We start from the raw sequence: 19,693 nt of genomic DNA on the forward strand, positions 1-19,693 counted from the left end.
ACCGTGACCCGATGACCGCGGAGCCCCGCCAATGACCTTTTCCCTTGCCGCGCTCGGCCCCGCGCTGCCCGAACTGCTGCTGGCCGTCTCCGCCATCGCGCTGATTCTGTTCGGCGCGTTTGTCGGGCCGAAGTCGACCGACATGGTGAACGGCTTCGCGCTCGCCGCGATCTTTGCCGCGCTCGTGCTCGTCGTCCTCGGTCCGTCCGAGGCGGTGCTGTTCAATGGCAGCTTCCAGGTCGACGCCTATTCGCGCTTCCTCAAGGTGCTGGCGCTGATCGGCGCCGGGGCGACGCTCGCCATGTCGGTGGACTGGCTGAAGATCGAGAAGCAGAGCCGCTTCGAGTTCGCCATCCTCGTGCTGCTCTCCACGCTCGGCATGATGATGCTGATCTCGGCCGGCGACCTGATCGCGCTCTATATGGGCCTGGAGCTCATGAGCCTTGCGCTCTACGTCATCGCCGCCAATAACCGCGAGTCGGTGCGCTCCACCGAGGCGGGCCTGAAGTACTTCGTGCTCGGCGCGCTCTCCTCCGGCATGCTGCTCTACGGCGCCTCGCTGATCTATGGCTTCACCGGCACGGTGAACTTCGCGCAGATCGCCCAGGCGGCGCGCGAGCCCTCGCTCGGGCTGATCTTCGGCATCGTCTTCATGTTCGCTGGCCTGTGCTTCAAGGTCTCGGCCGTGCCGTTCCACATGTGGACGCCGGACGTCTATGAGGGGGCGCCCGCCCCGGTCACCGCCTTCTTCGCGGCGGCGCCGAAGGTCGCGGCCATGGCGGTGTTCGTGCGCTTCGCCACCGAGGCGCTGCCGAACGTGGTTCACGAGTGGCAGCAGATCATCGTCTTCGTCTCCATCGCTTCCATGGCCCTCGGCTCCTTCGGCGCCATCGGTCAGCGCAACCTCAAGCGCCTGATGGCCTATTCCTCCATCGGCCATATGGGCTACGCGCTGGTCGGCCTTGCCGCCGGCACGGAGCAGGGCGTGCGCGGCGTGCTGGTCTACATGGCCGTCTATATGGCGATGACGCTCGGCACCTTCGCCTGCATCCTCTCCATGCGCCGCAAGGACGGCATGGTGGAGAATTATGACGACCTCGCCGGCCTCGCCCGCACCAGCCCGGTGAAGGCGTTCATGCTGGCGGCGCTTATGTTTTCGCTCGCCGGCATCCCGCCGCTGGCCGGCTTCCTCGCCAAGTACTACGTGTTCCTCGCGGCCATCGAGTCGGGGCTGTACGCCCTCGCGGTGATCGGCGTGCTCTCCAGCGTGGTCGGCGCCTTCTACTATCTGCGCGTCGTCAAGGTGATGTATTTCGACGAGCCGGCCCCGGCCTTCGAGCCGATGCCGTCCGAACTGCGCGCCGTGCTGGCGATCTCCGGCCTGTTCACCATCCTGCTCTTCGTCTACCCGGCGCCGCTGCTTGCGGCGGCGAGCGTGGCGGCACGGGCGCTCTTCTGAGGATGGCGCGACTCCCAGGCGGGACAGCGGCCGGCGCGACGCCGGTCGTTCGTTTCGACGAGATCGGTTCGACCAATGCGGAGGCGCTGGCCCGGGCAACCGGTCCGGCGCCTTGCTGGTTCGTGGCGGGCCGGCAGACGCAGGGCAGGGGGCGGCGCGGCCGTGTCTGGCGCTCCGAGCCCGGCAATCTCTACGCCTCGCTCCTGCTGGTGCAGCCCGGCCCGGCGGCGCGCCTGCCGGAACTGTGCTTTGTTGCCGCGCTGGCGCTGCACGACGCGGTGCGCGACGTCACCGGCATCGACCCGCTGCGCATCGGCGTGAAATGGCCGAACGACGTGCAGATCGACGGCGCCAAGCTCGCCGGCATCCTCATCGAAGGCACGGTGCTGCCCGATGCGCGCAACGCGGCGGTGATCGGCTTCGGCGTCAACTGCGCCCACCACCCGCTCGACGCGCCCTATCCGACCACGGATCTCGGCGCCGCCGGCTTCCCGACCGCGCCCGAGGCGCTGCTTGCCGCGCTCGATGCGGCGATGCGGGCACGATTGGCGGAATGGGCCGGCGGGCAGGGCTTCGAGGCGACCCGCGAGGCCTGGCTGAAACGCGCCCCCGGTGTGGGGCGGGCCGTGACCGTTCGTCTCGGCGAACGAGAGACGCACGGCATCTTCGAGGCACTGGATGTTTCCGGTGCTATGGTTCTGCGACGCGCCGATGGCGCACGCGAGACGATCAATGCCGGAGACGTGTTTCCCGCGCCCGGCCTGCAGGCTTGAAAGGCAACTGAGTGAGCAAATCAACGGAGGAGCTGGTGTTCGCGCCGCTGGGTGGCGTGGGCGAGATCGGCATGAATTTGGGCCTGTACGGATTCGGCCCGCGTAACCGCCGCAAATGGCTGGCGGTCGATCTCGGCATTTCCTTCGCCTCGCCCGACATTCCCGGCATCGACATCATCATGCCGGACGTCACCTTCCTGGAGCGGGAGCGCGAGCAGGGCAATCTGGTTGGGCTGGTTCTGACGCATGGCCATGAGGACCATGTCGGCGCCCTTGTTGACCTGTGGCCGCGCCTCGGCTGCCCGGTCTACACCACGCCCTTCACCCATGGCCTCGCGGAGGCCCGGCGCCTCGGCGAGCCCGGCGCGCCGAAGATACCGTTCCACATCGTCCCGAGCGGCGGGCGGACGCAGATCGGCCCGTTCGACGTCGAGTTCGTGCCGGTGGCGCACTCGATTCCCGACAGCCATTCGCTGGCCATCCGCACCTCGCTCGGTCTCGTCGTCCATACCGGCGACTGGAAGATCGACCCGACTCCGGTGGTCGGCAACGTCACCGATCCCGCCCGCTTCACCGCGCTGGGCGATGAGGGCGTGCGGGCGATCATCTGCGATTCGACCAACGCCATTCGCGAGGGCATCTCACCCTCCGAAACGGACGTCCAGCATGTGCTGGCCGAGCTGATCGCCAAGGCGCCGGCGCGCGTGGCGGTGACCACCTTCGCCTCGAACGTCGCGCGCATCCGCTCCATTGCCGAGGCGGCAATCCGCACCGGCCGCGAGGTGGTGCTGGTGGGTCGCGCCATGGAGCGCGTCATCGGGGTCGCCCGTGAGCAGCGGCTGCTCGACGGCCTGCCCGCCTTCCGCCCGGTGGATGCCTATGGCTTCCTGCCGCGCGACAAGGTGGTGGCGATCCTCACCGGCAGCCAGGGCGAACCGCGCGCGGCGCTCGCCCGCATCGCCGATGACGACCATCCCGAGATCGCGCTGTCGCCCGGCGATCAGGTGATCTTCTCCTCGCGTACCATTCCCGGCAATGAGCGCGCGGTGAACCGCATCATCAACGCGCTGGTGCTTCAGGGCGTGAAGGTGCTGACCGACCGCGACGCGCTGGTCCATGTTTCCGGCCATCCGCGCCGCGGCGAGCTGGAGCAGATGTACAAGTGGCTGCGTCCGCAGGTCTCCGTGCCCGTGCATGGCGAACCGATGCATCTGGCCGAGCATGCTGAGCTCGCCCGCGCCATGGGCGTGCGCGAGGTGGTGCGTCTCGTCGATGGCGACGTGGTGCGCCTCATCAGCGCCGACCCGACGGCCAGCGCGGAGGTGATCGAGGAGATCCCGTTCGGCCGGCTCTACAAGGACGGCCATGTGCTGGTGAACGCGGCGGACGCCGCCGTCGCCGAGCGCCGCCGCCTCTCCTTCGCCGGCCTCGTCTCGGTGGCGGTCGCGATGACGGCCAAGGGCGAGGTGGTCGGCGACCCGATGATCGACCTGTCCGGCCTGCCGCAGCACGGTGTCGGCGGCAAGCCGATCGACGATGTGATCGAGGATGCGATTCTGGACTGCCTCGACGGCCTGCCCAAGGCGCGCCGGCGCGACGCCGATGCGGTCGCCGAGTCGCTCACCCGCGCGGTGCGCTCCTCGGTCAATCAGGCGTGGGGCAAGAAGCCGCTCTGCCATGTTCTGGTGATCACGGTATGAACGGCTGACGTAGAAGCGTCACCCCGCCTGCGGGTCGGCTGGTTCAGCCGGGCCGGGGCGGGGAGTAGCTCGGGAGCGTTCACATGATCGGCCGCCTCAACCATGTCGCCATTGCCGTGCCGGACCTCGACGCGGCCATCGCCACCTATCGCGATACGCTGGGCGGCGAGGTGTCGGAGGTGGTGCCGCAGCCCGAGCACGGGGTGAACACCGTCTTCGTCGTGCTGCCCAACACCAAGGTGGAACTGCTCGGCGTGCTTGGCGAGGGCTCGCCCATCGCCAAATTCCTCGAGCGCAATCCCGAGGGCGGCATCCACCATCTCTGCTATGAGGTGGACGACATCCGCGCCGCCCGCGACCGCCTGCTGGCGGCCGGGGCGCGCGTGCTGGGCTCCGGCGAGCCGCGCCTCGGCGCGCATGGCAAGCCGGTGCTGTTTCTGCATCCCAAGGACTTCCTGGGGACGCTGGTCGAGCTGGAAGAGGCGTGAGGGCGGGTCATGGGCGTCGGCACCTACATCGCCATCTATTTCATCGTCTGGTGGACGGTGATCTTCGCCGTGCTGCCCTGGGGCGTGCGCTCGCAGCATGAGGATGGCGCGCAGGAGGACGGCACCGAGCCCGGCGCGCCGCAGCGCCCGCTGCTGATCCCGAAGATGCTGGTGACCACCGTGGTCGCGGGGGTGATCGTCGGGCTGTTCGCCTGGTCGGTGGAGACCGGCCGGCTCACGCTCGACATGTTTCCCATGCCGGTGAAGATGTACAAGATCGACTGACCGTGAGCCGGGGCGCTCGCGCCGTTACGGCGCGGCGTTGCTCCGGGCAAAAAAAGAGGCGGGACAATGCTGTCCCGCCCTTTTTTCAACTGGCCGCCCGCACCCGATTCCGTGTCGTTTCGACATCTGCCGGGGGGCTTTCTTTGCCGTCATTCCTCCCGAGACCTGGACCGGCATCGCGCTTAACAGCGGCGACTGGCGGACCTCTTTCTAGAGGCCGGCACCATAGATCAACAAAGCATGACTTGTCATCCCTGCGTCGCAATAGAACTATGGTGCGACGCAATAGGAAACGTTGCCAATACTTGAAAACCGTCATTTCCCTCGCCTGGGCGCTGCATTCGCGCCGTCGCGCACGGGCCGGGCGGGGCGCCTCCACGCGCGAGGGCTTGTATTTTGCTGACCGATCCGGTTTCTCTCCGCCATTATTGATGGGCCCGACCCCGGCCGAATCGTGAGTTTGCCGATGCGCCTCTCCCGCTACTTCCTTCCCATCCTCCGCGAAGTGCCGAAGGAAGCGGAAATCGTCTCGCACCGCCTCATGCTGCGCGCCGGCATGATCCGGCAGGAGAGCGCCGGCATCTATGCCTGGCTGCCGCTCGGCAAGCGCGTGCTCGACAAGATCTGCAACGTGGTCCGCGAGGAGCAGAACCGCGCCGGCGCCATCGAGATCATGATGCCGACCATCCAGTCGGCCGATCTCTGGCGCGAGAGCGGGCGCTATGACGACTACGGCAAGGAGATGCTGCGCATCAAGGATCGGCACGAGCGCGAGATGCTCTACGGGCCGACCAATGAGGAGATGCTCACCGAGATCGTCCGCGCCTATGTGAAGTCCTACAAGGACTTGCCGCTGAACCTCTACCACATCCAGTGGAAGTTCCGCGACGAGGTGCGCCCGCGCTTCGGCGTCATGCGCTCGCGCGAATTCCTGATGAAGGACGCCTACTCGATCGACCTCGATTTCGAGAGCGCGGTGACGTCCTATAACCGCATGTTCGTCGCCTATCTGCGCACCTTCGCGCGGCTCGGCCTCAAGGCGATCCCGATGGTCGCCGACACCGGCCCGATCGGCGGCAATCACAGCCACGAATTCATCATCCTCGCCTCCACCGGCGAGAGCCAGGTGTTCTGCCATTCCGACTTCCTGGAGATGGACACCCCCGGTTCCGACGTCGATTTCGACGACCCGGCCGCGCTTCAGGACATCGTGAACCGCTGGACCAGCCTTTATGCGGCCACGGAAGAGAAGCATGAGGAAGCAGCGTTCGCTGCGATTCCCGATGGCCAGCGCCTGTCTGCCCGAGGCATCGAAGTGGGCCACATCTTCTATTTCGGCACGAAGTACTCGGAGCCGATGGGCGCCAAGGTCACCGGCCCCGATGGCGTGGAGCGGCCCGTGCATATGGGCTCCTACGGCATTGGCCCCTCGCGTCTCGCCGCGGCCATCATCGAAGCCTCGCATGACGAGAACGGCATCATCTGGCCGGAGGCCATCGCGCCGTTCCGCGTCGGGCTGCTGAACCTCAAGGCGGGCGACGCGGCGACCGATTCCGCCTGCGACGCCATCTATGCCGAGCTGACCGCCCGCAATGTCGACGTGCTCTACGACGACACCGACGAGCGCCCCGGCTCCAAATTCGCCACCGCCGACCTGATCGGCCTGCCCTGGCAGATCATCGTCGGGCCCAAGGGCCTTGCCGCCGGCACGGTGGAACTCAAGCGCCGCGCCGATGGCTCGCGCGAGACGCTCTCCGTCTCGGCGGCGCTGCAACGGATCCTCGGATGAATCTGATCCGGCGGGCCAAGAGCGCCACGACCAGCGCCACGAGCGTCACCGGCGGCAGCGCCGGTAAGGCCAAGGCGAAGGCCGCGCCGGCCAAGGCGGCCCCGGCCACCGAGGCGGGCGGGGAGCCGACGGGCACGCGCCCGTTCAGCGCCTTCGAGTGGATGCTGTCGCTGCGCTATCTGCGGGCGCGCCGCAAGGAAGGCTTCATCTCGGTCATCGCCGGCTTCTCCTTCCTCGGCATCATGCTGGGCGTGGCGACGCTCATCATCGTCATGGCGGTGATGAACGGCTTCCGCACCGAGCTGCTGTCGAAGATTCTCGGCCTCAACGGCCATCTGCTGGTGCAGCCGCTGGACAGCCCGCTCACCGATTACGACGCCGTCGCCAAGCGCATCGCCGGCGTTCCCGGCATCACGCTCGCCGTGCCGCTGGTGGAAGGGCAGGCGCTCGCCTCCTCGGCCTTCAACGCCGGCGGCGTGCTGGTGCGCGGCGTCTCCGAGGAGAATCTGCGCAAGCTCCCGGCAATCGGCGCCAACATCAAGCAGGGCACGCTGGAGGGCTTCGACGCGGGCTCCGGTATCGCCATCGGCAAGCGCCTCGCCGACCAGCTCTCGCTGCAGGCGGGCGACAATCTCACCCTCGTCGCCCCGCGCGGCGCGGTGACGCCGATGGGCACGACGCCGCGCATCAAGGTCTACAAGATCGCGGCGGTGTTCGAGATCGGCATGTCGGAATATGACAGCGCCTTCGTCTTCATGCCGCTGCCCGAGAGTCAGGCCTATTTCAACAAGAATGGCGACGTGACGGCGATCGAGGTCTACACCGACAACCCCGACAACATGGACCATTTCCGCGCCGCCGTTCACGCGGCGGCCGAGCGGCCGATCTATATCGTCGACTGGCGCCAGCGAAACGCCACCTTCTTCAACGCGCTGCAGGTCGAGCGTAATGTGATGTTCCTCATCCTCACGCTGATCGTGGTGGTGGCGGCCTTCAACATCATTTCCGGCCTCAACATGCTGGTGAAGGACAAGGGGCGCGACATCGGCATCCTGCGCACCATGGGTGCGACGCGCGGCGCCATCATGCGCATCTTCCTCGTCACCGGCGCCGCCATCGGCGTCGTCGGCACGCTGGCCGGCTTCGCGCTCGGCCTCGTCGTGTGCCTCAATGTCGAGGAGATCCGCCAGTTCATCTCCTGGCTGACGGCGACCGAGCTGTTCTCGCCGGAGCTGTATTATCTCAGCCGCCTGCCGGCCGAGATGAATGTCGGCGAGACCGCCACCGTGGTCATCATGGCGCTCATCCTCTCCTTCCTCGCTCCGCTCTACCCGTCCTGGCGCGCCGCGCGCCTCGATCCGGTGGAAGCGCTGCGCTACGAGTAGGGGGCAGCATGTCCGGTCCCATGGAAGCGGCCCTGCGCCTCGACAACGTCCAGCAGTCCTACACCCAGGGCGAGGGGAAGCTGGAGATCCTGCGCGGCGCCGACTTCACCGTCATGCCCGGCCAGTCGGTCGCGCTGGTCGCGCCCTCCGGCACGGGCAAGTCGACCCTGCTGCACATTTCCGGCCTGCTGGAGCATCAGGACGCCGGCGAGGTCTATATCGGCGGCGTGGCGACCGGCGGCATGGCGGATGCCGCCCGCACGCAGATCCGCCGCACCGATATCGGCTTCGTCTACCAGTTCCACCATCTCCTGCCGGAGTTCTCGGCGCAGGAGAATGTGATGCTGCCGCAGATGATCCGCGGCCTCGGCAAGAAGGAAGCCGCGCGCCGGGCGCAGGAGCTGCTGGGCTATCTCGGCCTGTCCAAGCGCCTGCATCACCGCCCGGCCGAACTGTCGGGCGGCGAGCAGCAGCGCGTCGCCATCGCCCGCGCCGTCGCCAACGCGCCGCGCCTGCTGCTGGCGGACGAGCCCACCGGCAATCTCGACCCGCACACCGCCGACCATGTGTTCCACGCGCTGTCCCAGCTCGTGGAGGCGACCGGCCTCGCGGCGCTGATCGCCACGCATAATCTGGAGCTGGCGAGCCGTATGCACCGGCGCGTGACGCTGCAGGACGGCAAGGTGGTCGAACTCGGCTGAACGGCGGGGAGGGGCCTCGTGCCGGCCCCCGCCTTATCCCTGCCGCCCCCGCAAACTTCCCGATTTGCCGCAACCGACGCGCGCCCTAGCATCGGGCGTTCCCTCACGAGTCGGGCCCGATGCCGAATCTGATCGCCGATCTCGACCACATGTCGCTGCTCGCCCTCGGCGTCGCGGCCGCGCTCGCGCTCATCGTCCTGCTGCGCTGGGCGGGCGAACGTGTGGTCGCCCCGCAGGCGGCCGCGATGCTGGCGGGCGATGGCGGCTATGATTACGCGGTCGCCGGCAGCGACGAGCACCAGCCGGTGCTCGGCCGCATCGCCGGGCGACCGGGGCGCGAGGGCCATGACTGCACCGCCGAGCTGGTGCCGGATGTTGCTCGTACCGGTCACCTGCGCGGCATCTGGGTTCTCGTCGACGGCGCCCGCGTCGGACATATCAAGCCGGGCGAGATGGCCGCGTTCCACGCGGTGATGGACGGGCGTCCGGCCCGCTGCGAGGCGATCATCGTCAGCGAGAGTGGTTTTCTCGGCGTGCGGCTCGACACCGTCTGGCCGCCGCGCCTCGACTGAGCGGCCCAGCTTTTTCTCCCAATGACGCTAAGCCACGGCGCGGGCGATGATTCTCCCATGCCGCGTTTTATCCGTTACCGGGCTGTTAACCAGGTGCTGGAACGAACGAAGAACATGGATTGATTCTGGGGATTGTGGGGTGCATGTTCTCATTATGTTCTCTAGGAGGTCGACATGATCCGCATCCTTCTCCAGGAAGTCGCCGCTCTCGCCTCGGTTGGTCTGTTCGTCGCCATGGTCGGCGTCTGGGCCGGGGTGTTCACCGGCGTCTGAGCCCATCCGGGCCCGATGCAGGCCCCGTTCGGGCCTGAGGACAGCGGGGAGCATCACCCCCGCAGGGTGGACGCGGCCGGGGGCTGCGCCCACCATAAAGGGAGCTACCGCGAATCGCAGGAGACCCACATGAGCGAAGCCACGACCGATGTCGGATTCGTGCATCTGCATGTGCACTCCTCCTTTTCGCTGCTGGAAGGCGCGCTGAGCGTCGCCAAGCTCGCGGACCTCGCCAAGAAGGACCGCCAGCCCGCCATCGCGCTGACCGACACCGGCAATCTTTTCGGCGCGCTGGAATTCTCCGAGAAGATGGCCGGCTCGGGCATCCAGCCCATCGTCGGCTGCACGCTCGCCATCGACATGCCCGGCCCGGCCCCGCGCGGCCCGCTGGCGGCGGAGCGCCCGCGTATCGTCCTGCTCGCCGCTTCGGAGGCGGGCTGGAGCAACCTGATGGAGCTGGTATCCCGCTCCTATCTGGAGACCGCCTCGGACGGCGCGCCGCACATCAAGCTGGGCTGGCTGGACACCACACACACTGGCCTGATTGCACTGACTGGCGGTCCCACTGGCCCCATCGACCACGCCCTTGCGGCCGGTAGCCCGGACCTCGCCGAGCAGCGCCTAGTGGCGTTGCGGGAGGTATTTGGTGACCGCCTTTATGTCGAACTCCAGCGCCACGGCATTGCCGAGGAGCGCCGCGTCGAGACCGGGCTGATCGATCTCGCCTACCGTCTCGACCTGCCGCTGGTCGCCACCAACGAGCCTTTCTTCGCCGCGCAGGACGATTACGAGGCGCATGACGCGCTGATCTGCATCGCGGAAGGCCGCCTTGTCGCCGAGGGCGACCGGCGCCAACTCACCCCCGAGCACCGCTTCCGCACCCGCGCGGAGATGATGACGCTCTTCGCTGATCTGCCGGAAGCCCTTGCCAACACGGTGGAAATCGCCCAGCGATGTTCCTACCGCCCGCGCACCGTGAAGCCCATCCTGCCGCGCTTCACCATGGATCGCGACGAGGCGGAAGAGCTGCGCCTGCAGGCCGAGGAGGGGTTGCGCCAGCGTCTCGCGGTCCACGGGCCGGCGCCGGGGCTGACGGTGAAGGACTATGAGGACCGCCTCGCCTTCGAGCTGTCCATCATCGAAAAGATGAAGTTTCCCGGCTACTTCCTGATCGTGTCGGACTTCATCAAATGGGCGAAGGCGCAGGGCATTCCCGTCGGCCCGGGCCGTGGTTCGGGCGCCGGCTCGCTGGTCGCCTATTCGCTGACGATCACCGACCTCGACCCGCTCCGCTTCGGCCTGCTGTTCGAGCGCTTCCTGAACCCCGAGCGTGTGTCGATGCCCGACTTCGACATCGACTTCTGTCAGGAAAGGCGTGACGAGGTCATAAGGTACGTCCAGCAGCGCTATGGCCGCGACCAGGTCGCGCAGATCATCACCTTTGGTACGCTGCAGGCCCGTGGTGTGCTTCGCGACGTCGGCCGGGTGCTGGAAATGCCCTATGGCCAGGTCGACAAGCTCTGCAAGCTGGTGCCGCAAAACCCCGCCAATCCAGTCACGCTGAAGCAGGCGATCACGGACGAAGCGCGGCTTCAGGCGGAGGCCGACGCCAACCCGGTGGTGAAGCGGGCCTTCGATATCGCCACGCGCCTCGAAGGGCTCAACCGCCACGCCTCGACCCACGCTGCCGGTATCGTCATCGGCGACCGGCCGCTGGCGCAGCTGGTGCCATTGTACCGAGATCCCCGCTCGGACATGCCGGTCACCCAGTACAATATGAAATGGGTGGAGCAGGCCGGGCTGGTGAAGTTCGACTTCCTCGGCCTGAAGACGCTGACCGTGCTGCAGACCGCCGTCCGGCTGGTTGCGCAACGCGGAATCCAGCTCGACCTGTCGACCATTCCGCTCGACGACCCAAAGAGTTACGCCATGCTCACGCGCGGCGAGACCGTGGGTGTGTTCCAGGTGGAAAGCGCCGGCATGCGGCGCGCGCTGGTCGACATGAAGCCGGACCGGCTCGAGGACATCATCGCGCTGGTGGCACTGTACCGTCCCGGTCCCATGGCCAACATCCCGGTCTATTGCGCCGTCAAGAACGGCCAGGAGCAGGCCGCCTATGCCCATCCCGCTCTCGAGGCGAGCCTGAAGGAGACCTACGGCGTCATCATCTACCAGGAACAGGTGATGCAGATCGCCCAGACGCTGTCGGGCTACTCGCTCGGCGAAGCCGATCTGCTGCGCCGCGCCATGGGTAAGAAGATCCGCGCGGAGATGGACAAGCAGCGCGAGCGCTTCGTCGATGGCGCGGTGGAGCGCGGCGTGCCCAAGGGCAAGGCCTCGGAAATTTTTGATCTGCTGGCGAAATTCGCCGACTACGGCTTCAATAAGAGCCACGCGGCGGCCTATGCGCTGGTCGCCTACCAGACCGCCTATATGAAGGCGAACTACGCCACCGAATTCCTCGCCGCCTCGATGACGCTCGATATGGGCAACACCGACAAGCTTGCTGAATTCCGCCAGGAGGCGCAGCGCCTTGGCATCGAGGTGGTGCCGCCCTCGGTGAACCATTCCGGCCGCGAATTCGCGGTGAAGGACGGCAAGATCCTCTACGCGCTCGCCGCCATCAAGGGCGTGGGTGTCCATGCCGTCGATGCCATCGTCGATGCGCGCGGCGACCGGCCGTTCACCGGCCTGTCGGACTTCGCTGCCCGCATCAATGCCAAGGCGCTGAACAAGCGCACCATGGAAAGCCTTGTGAATGCAGGGGCTTTCGACGCGCTGGAAAAGAACCGCGCCCGCGTCGCTGCTGCCATCGACCCCGTGCTGGCCCATGCCGCCTCGGTCGGCGCGGAAGTGGCGTCCGGCCAGGGGAACATGTTTGGCGGGCCGGCGCAGGCGACCGAACTGCCCATTCCGAATGTCGCGCCCTGGCTGCCGGCGGAGCGGCTGCAGAACGAATACCAGGCCATCGGCTTCTTCCTCACCGGCCATCCGCTGGATGATTACGCCAAGGCGTTGGAGAAACTGCGCGTGCAGCGCTGGCTCGATTTCCAGCGTTCCGTCCGGGCCGGGCACGGCTTCGGGCGTCTCGCGGCAACGGTGGTGAGCCGGCAGGAGCGCCGCACCAAGAGCGGCAGCAAGATGGGCATTGTCGGTCTGTCCGACCCCTCCGGCCAGTTCGAGGCGGTGCTGTTCTCCGAGGCGCTGAACCAGTTCCGCGAATTGCTGGAACCGGGAAGGGCGCTGCTGTTGCAGGTTTCCGCCGAGTTGCAGGGCGAGGATGTGCGTGCGCGCATCCAGAATGCCGAGCCCTTGGACGCGGCGACGGCGCGGATGCAGAAGAGCATGCGGATCTTCCTGCGCTCGCCCGAGCCGCTGGAGAGCGTCGCCTCGCGTCTCAACGCGCTGGCGGGCAATGGGCGGGGCGATGGCGAGGTGGCGCTCGTGCTGCTACTGGGCGAGCGGGGCGCCACTGAGGTCGAGGTGAAGCTACCTGGCCGTTTCAACCTCTCGCCGCAGATCGCTGGTGCGCTGAAGGCGGTGCCTGGCGTGGTTGACGTGGAGGCCGCCTGAGCCTCGACAGGGAGTGCTGACCGGGCGGAGCTTGCGCCGGAGGGCGCTTTGGCGTATAGGCCGCGCCATTCCGCACGCGGGCATCGCGACCGGGCTCCCTTTCCTATTTCTGTAGGAACAGGTTGAACCGGACGCTCCGGTGCCGTCGCCGAATGGTTCGGCGCGGCCACGCCCGCGGAGGCTCAACCGGACGAGAAAAGACGATGGCGATTCCTGATTTCACCATGCGCCAGCTCCTTGAGGCTGGCGTGCACTTCGGTCACCAGTCGCACCGCTGGAACCCGAAGATGGCCCCCTTCATTTTCGGCACCCGCAACAACATCCACATCATCGACCTGGCCCAGACCGTGCCGGCGCTGCATCGCGCGCTTCAGGCCGTGTCGGACACGGTTGCCCGTGGTGGTCGCGTGCTGTTCGTCGGCACCAAGCGTCAGGCGGCGGATGCCGTGGCTGATGCGGCCAAGCGCTCGGCTCAGTATTATGTGAACTCCCGCTGGCTCGGCGGCATGCTGACCAACTGGAAGACCATTTCGCACTCGATCGCGCGTCTGAAGAAGCTCGAAGAGCTGCTCAACGCGGGTGAGGGCGTTGGCTACACCAAGAAGGAGCGCCTGACGCTCCAGCGGGAGAAGGAAAAGCTGGATCGCGCCCTCGGCGGTATCCGCGACATGGGCGGCATTCCCGACCTCCTCTTCGTGATCGACACCAACAAGGAAGACCTGGCCGTCGCCGAAGCGCGTCGCCTGGGCATTCCGGTCGCGGCCATCCTCGACACCAATTGCGATCCGGATGGCATCGCCTTCCCGGTTCCCGGCAATGACGACGCCGGCCGCGCGATCAACCTGTATTGCGACCTGATCGCCCGTGCCGCCATCGACGGCATCGGCCGCGCCCAGGGCGATTTCGGCATCGATCTCGGCGCCTCCGAGGCGCCGCTCGTCGAGGATCTGCCGGCCGAGACCGTGTGGACCAGCCTCGAGCCGCTCTCCGGTCCGCGCGGCATCGCCGACGACCTGAAGAAGCTGACCGGCGTGTCCCCCGTGATCGAGAAGAAGCTGACCGACCTCGGCATCTTCCACTTCACGCAGATTGCCGGCCTGAACGCTGACGACGCCCACCGTCTGGGTGAAGAAGTCGGCCTGCCCGGCCGCGTCGATGGCTGGGTGGCGCAGGCCAAGGAACTGACCGCCGAGGTCGAGTGACCCGCCTTCGCGACGGCGTCATGATCTGACGCCAAGCATTGCATCGCACGGCCGGCCCGGAACCCTCCGGCCGGCCGTGTCGTCGAATGACAGTTGAGATCGAGGGATCGAACATGGCCAACATCACCGCGGGCATGGTGAAGGAGCTGCGCGACAAGACCGGCGCCGGCATGATGGACTGCAAGGCCGCGCTGAACGAGGTCGAAGGCGACATCGAGGCCGCCATCGACTGGCTGCGCAAGAAGGGCCTCGCCAAGGCCGCCAAGAAGGCCGGCCGCGTGGCCGCCGAGGGCCTCATCGGCCTCGCCATCGAGGGCACCAAGGGCGTGCTCGTCGAGGTTAATTCCGAGACCGACTTCGTCGCGCGCAACGAGCAGTTCCAGCAGCTCGTCGTGAACATCGCCAAGGTGGCCCTCACCGCCGGCGCCGATGTCGAGACCATCAAGGCCAGCGACTATCCGGCCGGTGGCAAGGTCGAGGAAGCCATCTCGACCGCCATCGCCACCATCGGCGAGAACATGACGCTGCGCCGCGCCGCCTCGCTCGAAGTCGCGCAGGGCGTCGTCAGCTCCTATGTCCACGGCTCGGTGGGCGAGGGCCTCGGCAAGATCGGCGTGCTCGTCGCGCTCGAATCGACCGGCGACAAGGACGTGCTGGCCGGCCTCGGCCGCCAGATCGCCATGCATGTCGCGGCCGCCAATCCGCAGGCGCTCGACGCCGCCGGCATCGCCGCCGACGTCATCGCCCGTGAGAAGGGCGTGCTCGCCGAGAAGGCCAAGGCTTCCGGCAAGCCGGACAACGTGGTCGAGAAGATCGTCGAGAGCGGCCTGAAGACCTTCTATAAGGAAGTCACGCTCGTCGAGCAGGCCTTCATCCACGATCCGTCCAAGACCGTCGCCCAGGCGGTGAAGGAGACCGAGGGCAAGGCCGGCGCGCCGATCAAGCTCGTCGCCTTCGTCCGCTTCGGTCTCGGCGAGGGCGTCGAGAAGCAGGAAAGCGACTTCGCGGCTGAGGTCGCGGCGGCCGCCGGCGCCTGATTTCAAGTCTACCGTTGATAACGCACGCCGGACCGCCCAAGGGCTGTCCGGCGTGTTTTACTGTCTGCGCCCTCCCGAATCGCGCAAGCCGAGGTGCTTCATGTCCGCTCCCGCTGAAACCAACGAGCTCGCTTACACGCGTGTACTGGTGAAGGTGTCGGGGGAGGCGTTGATGGGAAGCGAGGCCTTCGGCCTGCACTGGCCGACCATCGAGAGCATCGCCGCCGATCTGGTCGAGGCCCGCAGCACGGGCGCGCAGATCGCCGTCGTCGTCGGTGGCGGCAACATCCTGCGCGGCGCCAGCGTCGCTGGCCAGGGGCTCGACCGCGCCACGGCGGACCATATGGGCATGCTCGCCACGGTGATGAACGCTCTGGCGCTTGAGAAGGCGGTCGAGGCCGCCGGTTGCCCGGCCCGCACGCTCTCCGCCATTCCCATGCCGACCATCTGCGAGCCCTATGCCCGTCAGACCGCCTCGCGCCATCTCGATCGCGGCCGCGTCGTGCTGCTCGCTGGCGGCACCGGCAACCCCTATTTCACCACCGACACCGGCGCCGTGCTGCGCGCCGCCGAACTCGAATGCGACGCGGTGATGAAGGCGACCAATGTGGATGGCGTCTACACCGCCGACCCCAAGCGCGACCCGTCCGCGACCCGCTATGAGCGCCTGACGCATGACGAGGCGCTGGCCAAGGATCTGAAGGTGATGGACGCCGCCGCCTTCGCGCTGGCCCGCGAGGCCAAGCTGCCGATCATCGTTTTCTCGATCCGCGAGCCGGGCGCGATTGCCGCTGCGCTACGCGGGGAGGGGCGTTCGACCACCGTAGCACCGTAATTGCTTGTCCTCCCCGGAGGGCGGGCGTAATCGCTTGCCACGCGCGCCGTTCCATTCGATATAGCCGCCGACCCGTTTCGCGGCACCGGTTCCGGCGCCCCCGCCAGGCCTCAGCGCCCGGCAGATGAGTAGAAGAGGTCCGCATGAGCATTGATCCGACTGATATTGCCGATCTGAAGCGTCGCATGCAGGGCGCCATTGGCGTTCTCAAGACTGAACTCGGTGGCCTGCGCACCGGCCGTGCCTCGGCGAGCCTGCTGGAGCCGATTCAGGTCGATGCCTATGGCAGCCACATGCCGCTCAATCAGGTCGCCTCGGTGAACGTTCCCGAGCCGCGCATGCTCTCGGTTCAGGTGTGGGACCGCGGCATGGTTGCTGCGGTCGAAAAGGCCATTCGCGATTCGAATCTCGGCCTCAACCCGCAGACCGAAGGCCAGGTGCTGCGCGTGCGTATTCCCGAGCTGACGCAGGAGCGTCGCCAGGAACTGGTCAAGGTGGCGCATAAATATGCCGAGGCCGCCCGTATCTCGGTGCGTCATGTGCGTCGCGACGGTCTCGATGGCCTCAAGAAGGCCGAGAAGGACGGCGATATGAGCTCGGACGATCTCGACCGGCTCGCCGATCAGGTGCAGAAGGCGACGGACCAGTCGATCGCGGAAATCGACCAGGTTGTCGCGGCGAAGGAAAAGGAAATCCTCGCCATCTAGCGGCCACGCCACCCGCGGCAGAGGAGGGGGGCTCCGTGAATATCGCCAAATTCGGGTTGTCGATCGGCAGCTCTTCCCGGACGGACAAGCAGGACGTCGCGCTCGCCAGCGCGGCGCTTCCGCGCCACGTCGCCATCATCATGGATGGCAATGGACGCTGGGCGAAGGCGCATGGCATGCCGCGCTTCGAGGGGCACCGGCGCGGCGTCGAAGCGGTGCGGCGCACGGTGACGGCCGCCCGCGAGATCGGTCTCGAGGCGATCACGCTCTACAGCTTCTCCAGCGAGAACTGGTCGCGCCCTGAGGCAGAGGTCATGGAGCTGATGGGGCTGCTCAAGCGCTTCATCCGCTCGGATCTGCGCGATCTTCACGCCAACAATGTGCGTGTGCGGATCATCGGCGAGGGGCACCCCGGCGATTCCGAGGTGCAGGAACTGCTCTATGAGACGCAGGCGCTGACCCGCGCCAATACCGGCCTGTGCCTCACCGTCGCCTTCAACTATGGCTCGCGCAACGAGATTGCCCGCGCCGCCCGCAGCCTTGCTGCCAAGGTGGCGGCCGGCGAGCTGCGCCCGGAGGACGTCACGGCCGACAGCCTGGCCGCCGAGCTCGACACGGCGGGCCTGCCGCCGCTTGATCTGGTCATCCGCACCAGCGGCGAGCAGCGTCTGTCCAACTTCCTGCTCTGGCAGGCGGCCTATGCCGAGCTGGTGTTCCTGCCGGTGCTGTGGCCGGATTTCGACCGGGGCTGGCTGGAGCGGGCGTTGACGGAATATGGCCGGCGCGAGCGGCGCTTCGGCGGCATTGAGCCCAGGGGATATTGAGCTGGTGCGGATCGGTGCCGATTTCCGTCCCAGGCTGATTTCGGCGCTGGTGCTTGCTCCCCTTGTCCTCGCCGTCTGCCTGTGGGGCCACTGGCCGTTCACGCTGGTGGTGCTGATCACTGCACTGCTGGTCTTCTGGGAATGGCTCACCGTGATCGGTGCCAAGCCCAAGCGCGCTCTGCTGATCGTCGGCTCGCTCGCGCTGATTGGCGCGGTGCTGATGCTGGCGATCCGGCCGCTGTCCGCGGCTTCCGCTCTCGTCATCGTCGGCATGGTGGCCGTCGCGCTGATCGCGCGGGGCGGGCGTCGGCTGCGGCTCTGGACGCCCTTCGGCGTGCTCTACGCCGCCGCGCTCGCCTTGCCCGCGCTGATGCTGCGCGCCGAGCCGGTCATCGGGCTGCTCAGTCTCGTCTGGCTGTTCGCCGTTGTCTGGAGCACCGACATCGCCGCTTATTTCTGCGGTCGCCTGATCGGCGGGCCGAAGCTCTGGCCGCGCGTCAGCCCGAACAAGACCTGGTCGGGTGCCATTGGCGGCGCGGTCTTCGGCATGGCCGCGGGAATGCTGACGCTTTATGTCGGCGGGCTCTCCTCCGCGCTGCTCGCCGCGCCGGCGGCTTTTCTCGCGAGCGTGGTGAGCCAAGCGGGGGATCTCTTCGAATCGTCGATGAAGCGCCGCTTCGGCGTGAAGGATTCGAGCGCGCTCATTCCAGGCCATGGCGGGTTGATGGACCGGCTGGATGGCTTCATCGCCGCCGGCGCCTTCGCGCTGGCTCTCGGCCTGCTGCGCGATCCCGCCGCGCCGGCGCTGGGCCTCCTGGCGTGGTAGCGCGGGCGGAATCGCGCCGGAATGTGACTGCATACGGACTTTCGCCCAACTTCGCCTTCAACCATCCTCCTGTGTGACGCGGCGCCTTTGTCCCCGTGCCGGTTTTGGGAACTGAACCATGGAATTTCTCGCCTCGATGGGCGGCACCGCGAGCTGGCTCCTCGGCTATGTGATCCCTTTCCTGTTCGTGCTGACCATCGTGGTGTTCTTCCATGAGCTCGGCCACTTTTGGGTGGCCCGGCGCGCGGGAGTGCGTGTGGTGGCGTTCTCGGTCGGGTTCGGGCCGGAGATTGCCGGCTTCTATGACCGGCACGGCACGCGCTGGAAGCTGTCCGCTATTCCGCTCGGCGGCTATGTGAAGTTTCTCGGCGACGACAATGCCGCCTCGACCCCGGACCGCGAGACGCTGGCCGGCATGAGCGAGACGGACCGGCGTGAGAGCTTCTTCCACAAGCCGGTGGCGGCACGTGCGGCCATCGTCGCCGCCGGGCCGATCGCCAATTTCATTCTTGCCATCGTCATCTTCGCCGGGCTGTTCATGACGGTCGGGCGGCAGGTGACCGTGCCGCAGGTCGACACGGTCCAGGCCGGCAGCGCCGCTGAGCGCGCCGGCTTCCAGCCGAACGACCTCATACTGTCGATTGACGGCGCCAAGATCGAAACCTTCGGTGACATGCAGCGCATTGTCAGCGCCAGCGCCGATCAGCCGCTCGCCGTCGAGATCGAGCGCGGCGGCCAGCGTCTCACGCTCACCGCGACGCCGGACCGCCGCGAGGTGACGGACAGTTTCGGCAATGTCCATCGCCTCGGTGTTCTCGGTATCGCCCGCTCGACCGGCAATGGCGAGGTGAAGACCGAACGATTCGGCCCCGTGGCGGCGGTCGGCATGGCCAGCAAGGAAGTGTGGTTCATCGTCGACCGCACCTTCAGCTATCTCGGCGGCGTGGTGACGGGCCGGGAATCGGCGGATCAGCTCGGTGGGCCGATCCGCATCGCGCAGGTTTCCGGCCAGGTCGCGACCTTCGGCGTCGCCGCGCTGCTGCAGCTTGCGGCGGTTCTGTCGGTTTCGATCGGTCTTCTTAACCTCTTTCCCGTACCGTTGCTGGACGGGGGGCACCTGCTCTTCTACGCCATCGAAGCGCTGCGCGGCCGCCCGCTCAGCGAGAGGGCGCAGGAGGTCGGTTTCCGCATTGGACTGGCTCTGGTGTTGATGCTGATGATCTTTGCGACGTGGAACGATATTCTCACTATTTCAAAGTCTTAA

At 67.1% G+C, this 19,693-nt stretch carries 17 protein-coding genes; all 17 read left to right on the plus strand.

Going from position 1 to position 19,693, the window contains the following annotated elements; all coding sequences use genetic code 11:
- The first annotated feature begins 31 nt into the window (after positions 1–31).
- The 17 genes from nuoN (at position 32) to rseP (ending at position 19,693) form a co-directional block, all read left to right on the plus strand.
- Positions 32–1,459 carry an NADH-quinone oxidoreductase subunit NuoN gene (nuoN, locus tag OU996_RS14150; RefSeq protein ID WP_267582249.1) on the plus strand — a complete coding sequence of 476 codons (1,428 nt, stop codon included), beginning with the start codon at positions 32–34 and terminating at the stop codon, positions 1,457–1,459.
- A gap of 2 nt (positions 1,460–1,461) precedes the next feature.
- Positions 1,462–2,232 (plus strand): biotin--[acetyl-CoA-carboxylase] ligase, encoded by a 771-nt coding sequence (locus tag OU996_RS14155; RefSeq protein WP_267582250.1) that lies wholly within the window; start codon positions 1,462–1,464, stop codon positions 2,230–2,232.
- Between the two features lie 11 nt (positions 2,233–2,243).
- Positions 2,244–3,932: a ribonuclease J gene (locus tag OU996_RS14160; protein ID WP_267582251.1), complete on the plus strand. Its 1,689-nt coding sequence runs from the start codon at positions 2,244–2,246 to the stop codon at positions 3,930–3,932.
- 83 nt (positions 3,933–4,015) lie between these two features.
- Complete coding sequence (gene mce / locus OU996_RS14165; RefSeq protein WP_267582252.1) at positions 4,016–4,420, plus strand: methylmalonyl-CoA epimerase; 405 nt, start codon at positions 4,016–4,018, stop codon at positions 4,418–4,420.
- 9 nt (positions 4,421–4,429) lie between these two features.
- The gene (locus OU996_RS14170) at positions 4,430–4,705 is read left to right on the plus strand and encodes a DUF1467 family protein (RefSeq protein ID WP_267582253.1); all 276 of its coding nucleotides are present in this window, start codon (positions 4,430–4,432) and stop codon (positions 4,703–4,705) included.
- Between the two features lie 466 nt (positions 4,706–5,171).
- Positions 5,172–6,494, plus strand: coding sequence for a proline--tRNA ligase (proS, locus tag OU996_RS14175; RefSeq protein WP_267582254.1), 1,323 nt, complete (start codon positions 5,172–5,174; stop codon positions 6,492–6,494).
- A 161-nt stretch (positions 6,495–6,655) separates the two neighbouring features.
- Complete coding sequence (locus OU996_RS14180; RefSeq protein ID WP_267585720.1) at positions 6,656–7,879, plus strand: lipoprotein-releasing ABC transporter permease subunit; 1,224 nt, start codon at positions 6,656–6,658, stop codon at positions 7,877–7,879.
- 8 nt (positions 7,880–7,887) lie between these two features.
- Entirely contained in the window at positions 7,888–8,580 is a 693-nt protein-coding gene (locus OU996_RS14185) for an ABC transporter ATP-binding protein (protein ID WP_267582255.1), read from the plus strand.
- 119 nt (positions 8,581–8,699) lie between these two features.
- Positions 8,700–9,152: a hypothetical protein gene (locus OU996_RS14190; RefSeq protein WP_267582256.1), complete on the plus strand. Its 453-nt coding sequence runs from the start codon at positions 8,700–8,702 to the stop codon at positions 9,150–9,152.
- Positions 9,153–9,554: 402 nt separating this feature from the next.
- A complete protein-coding gene (dnaE, locus tag OU996_RS14195; RefSeq protein WP_267582257.1) occupies positions 9,555–12,998 on the plus strand; it encodes a DNA polymerase III subunit alpha in 3,444 nt (1,147 codons plus the stop codon).
- Positions 12,999–13,201: 203 nt separating this feature from the next.
- Complete coding sequence (locus OU996_RS14200; protein WP_267582258.1) at positions 13,202–14,200, plus strand: 30S ribosomal protein S2; 999 nt, start codon at positions 13,202–13,204, stop codon at positions 14,198–14,200.
- A 113-nt stretch (positions 14,201–14,313) separates the two neighbouring features.
- Complete coding sequence (gene tsf, locus OU996_RS14205) at positions 14,314–15,237, plus strand: translation elongation factor Ts (RefSeq protein WP_267582259.1); 924 nt, start codon at positions 14,314–14,316, stop codon at positions 15,235–15,237.
- 100 nt (positions 15,238–15,337) lie between these two features.
- Positions 15,338–16,072, plus strand: a complete 735-nt coding sequence (gene pyrH / locus OU996_RS14210; protein WP_267582260.1) for a UMP kinase — start codon at positions 15,338–15,340, stop codon at positions 16,070–16,072.
- Positions 16,073–16,215: 143 nt separating this feature from the next.
- Positions 16,216–16,779, plus strand: a complete 564-nt coding sequence (gene frr, locus OU996_RS14215) for a ribosome recycling factor (RefSeq protein ID WP_267582261.1) — start codon at positions 16,216–16,218, stop codon at positions 16,777–16,779.
- A 140-nt stretch (positions 16,780–16,919) separates the two neighbouring features.
- Complete coding sequence (locus OU996_RS14220) at positions 16,920–17,603, plus strand: isoprenyl transferase (RefSeq protein WP_420712765.1); 684 nt, start codon at positions 16,920–16,922, stop codon at positions 17,601–17,603.
- Between the two features lie 4 nt (positions 17,604–17,607).
- Complete coding sequence (locus OU996_RS14225) at positions 17,608–18,429, plus strand: phosphatidate cytidylyltransferase (RefSeq protein WP_267582262.1); 822 nt, start codon at positions 17,608–17,610, stop codon at positions 18,427–18,429.
- 118 nt (positions 18,430–18,547) lie between these two features.
- Positions 18,548–19,693 (plus strand): RIP metalloprotease RseP, encoded by a 1,146-nt coding sequence (rseP, locus tag OU996_RS14230; protein WP_267582263.1) that lies wholly within the window; start codon positions 18,548–18,550, stop codon positions 19,691–19,693.

This window comes from Ancylobacter sp. SL191, assembly GCF_026625645.1.
Taxonomy (GTDB): Bacteria; Pseudomonadota; Alphaproteobacteria; order Rhizobiales; family Xanthobacteraceae; genus Ancylobacter.

What these genes read in the sequence shown, in the direction of transcription:
- OU996_RS14220 (WP_420712765.1), top strand. Translation starts at nt 16,920, where the DNA reads ATGGATGGCAATGGACGCTGGGCGAAGGCGCATGGCATGCCGCGCTTC.
- OU996_RS14200 (WP_267582258.1), top strand. Translation starts at nt 13,202, where the DNA reads ATGGCGATTCCTGATTTCACCATGCGCCAGCTCCTTGAGGCTGGCGTG.
- OU996_RS14170 (WP_267582253.1), top strand. Translation starts at nt 4,430, where the DNA reads ATGGGCGTCGGCACCTACATCGCCATCTATTTCATCGTCTGGTGGACG.
- nuoN (WP_267582249.1), top strand. Translation starts at nt 32, where the DNA reads ATGACCTTTTCCCTTGCCGCGCTCGGCCCCGCGCTGCCCGAACTGCTG.
- frr (WP_267582261.1), top strand. Translation starts at nt 16,216, where the DNA reads ATGAGCATTGATCCGACTGATATTGCCGATCTGAAGCGTCGCATGCAG.
- pyrH (WP_267582260.1), top strand. Translation starts at nt 15,338, where the DNA reads ATGTCCGCTCCCGCTGAAACCAACGAGCTCGCTTACACGCGTGTACTG.
- mce (WP_267582252.1), top strand. Translation starts at nt 4,016, where the DNA reads ATGATCGGCCGCCTCAACCATGTCGCCATTGCCGTGCCGGACCTCGAC.
- OU996_RS14180 (WP_267585720.1), top strand. Translation starts at nt 6,656, where the DNA reads ATGCTGTCGCTGCGCTATCTGCGGGCGCGCCGCAAGGAAGGCTTCATC.
- OU996_RS14185 (WP_267582255.1), top strand. Translation starts at nt 7,888, where the DNA reads ATGTCCGGTCCCATGGAAGCGGCCCTGCGCCTCGACAACGTCCAGCAG.
- tsf (WP_267582259.1), top strand. Translation starts at nt 14,314, where the DNA reads ATGGCCAACATCACCGCGGGCATGGTGAAGGAGCTGCGCGACAAGACC.
- OU996_RS14190 (WP_267582256.1), top strand. Translation starts at nt 8,700, where the DNA reads ATGCCGAATCTGATCGCCGATCTCGACCACATGTCGCTGCTCGCCCTC.
- rseP (WP_267582263.1), top strand. Translation starts at nt 18,548, where the DNA reads ATGGAATTTCTCGCCTCGATGGGCGGCACCGCGAGCTGGCTCCTCGGC.
- OU996_RS14155 (WP_267582250.1), top strand. Translation starts at nt 1,462, where the DNA reads ATGGCGCGACTCCCAGGCGGGACAGCGGCCGGCGCGACGCCGGTCGTT.
- dnaE (WP_267582257.1), top strand. Translation starts at nt 9,555, where the DNA reads ATGAGCGAAGCCACGACCGATGTCGGATTCGTGCATCTGCATGTGCAC.
- proS (WP_267582254.1), top strand. Translation starts at nt 5,172, where the DNA reads ATGCGCCTCTCCCGCTACTTCCTTCCCATCCTCCGCGAAGTGCCGAAG.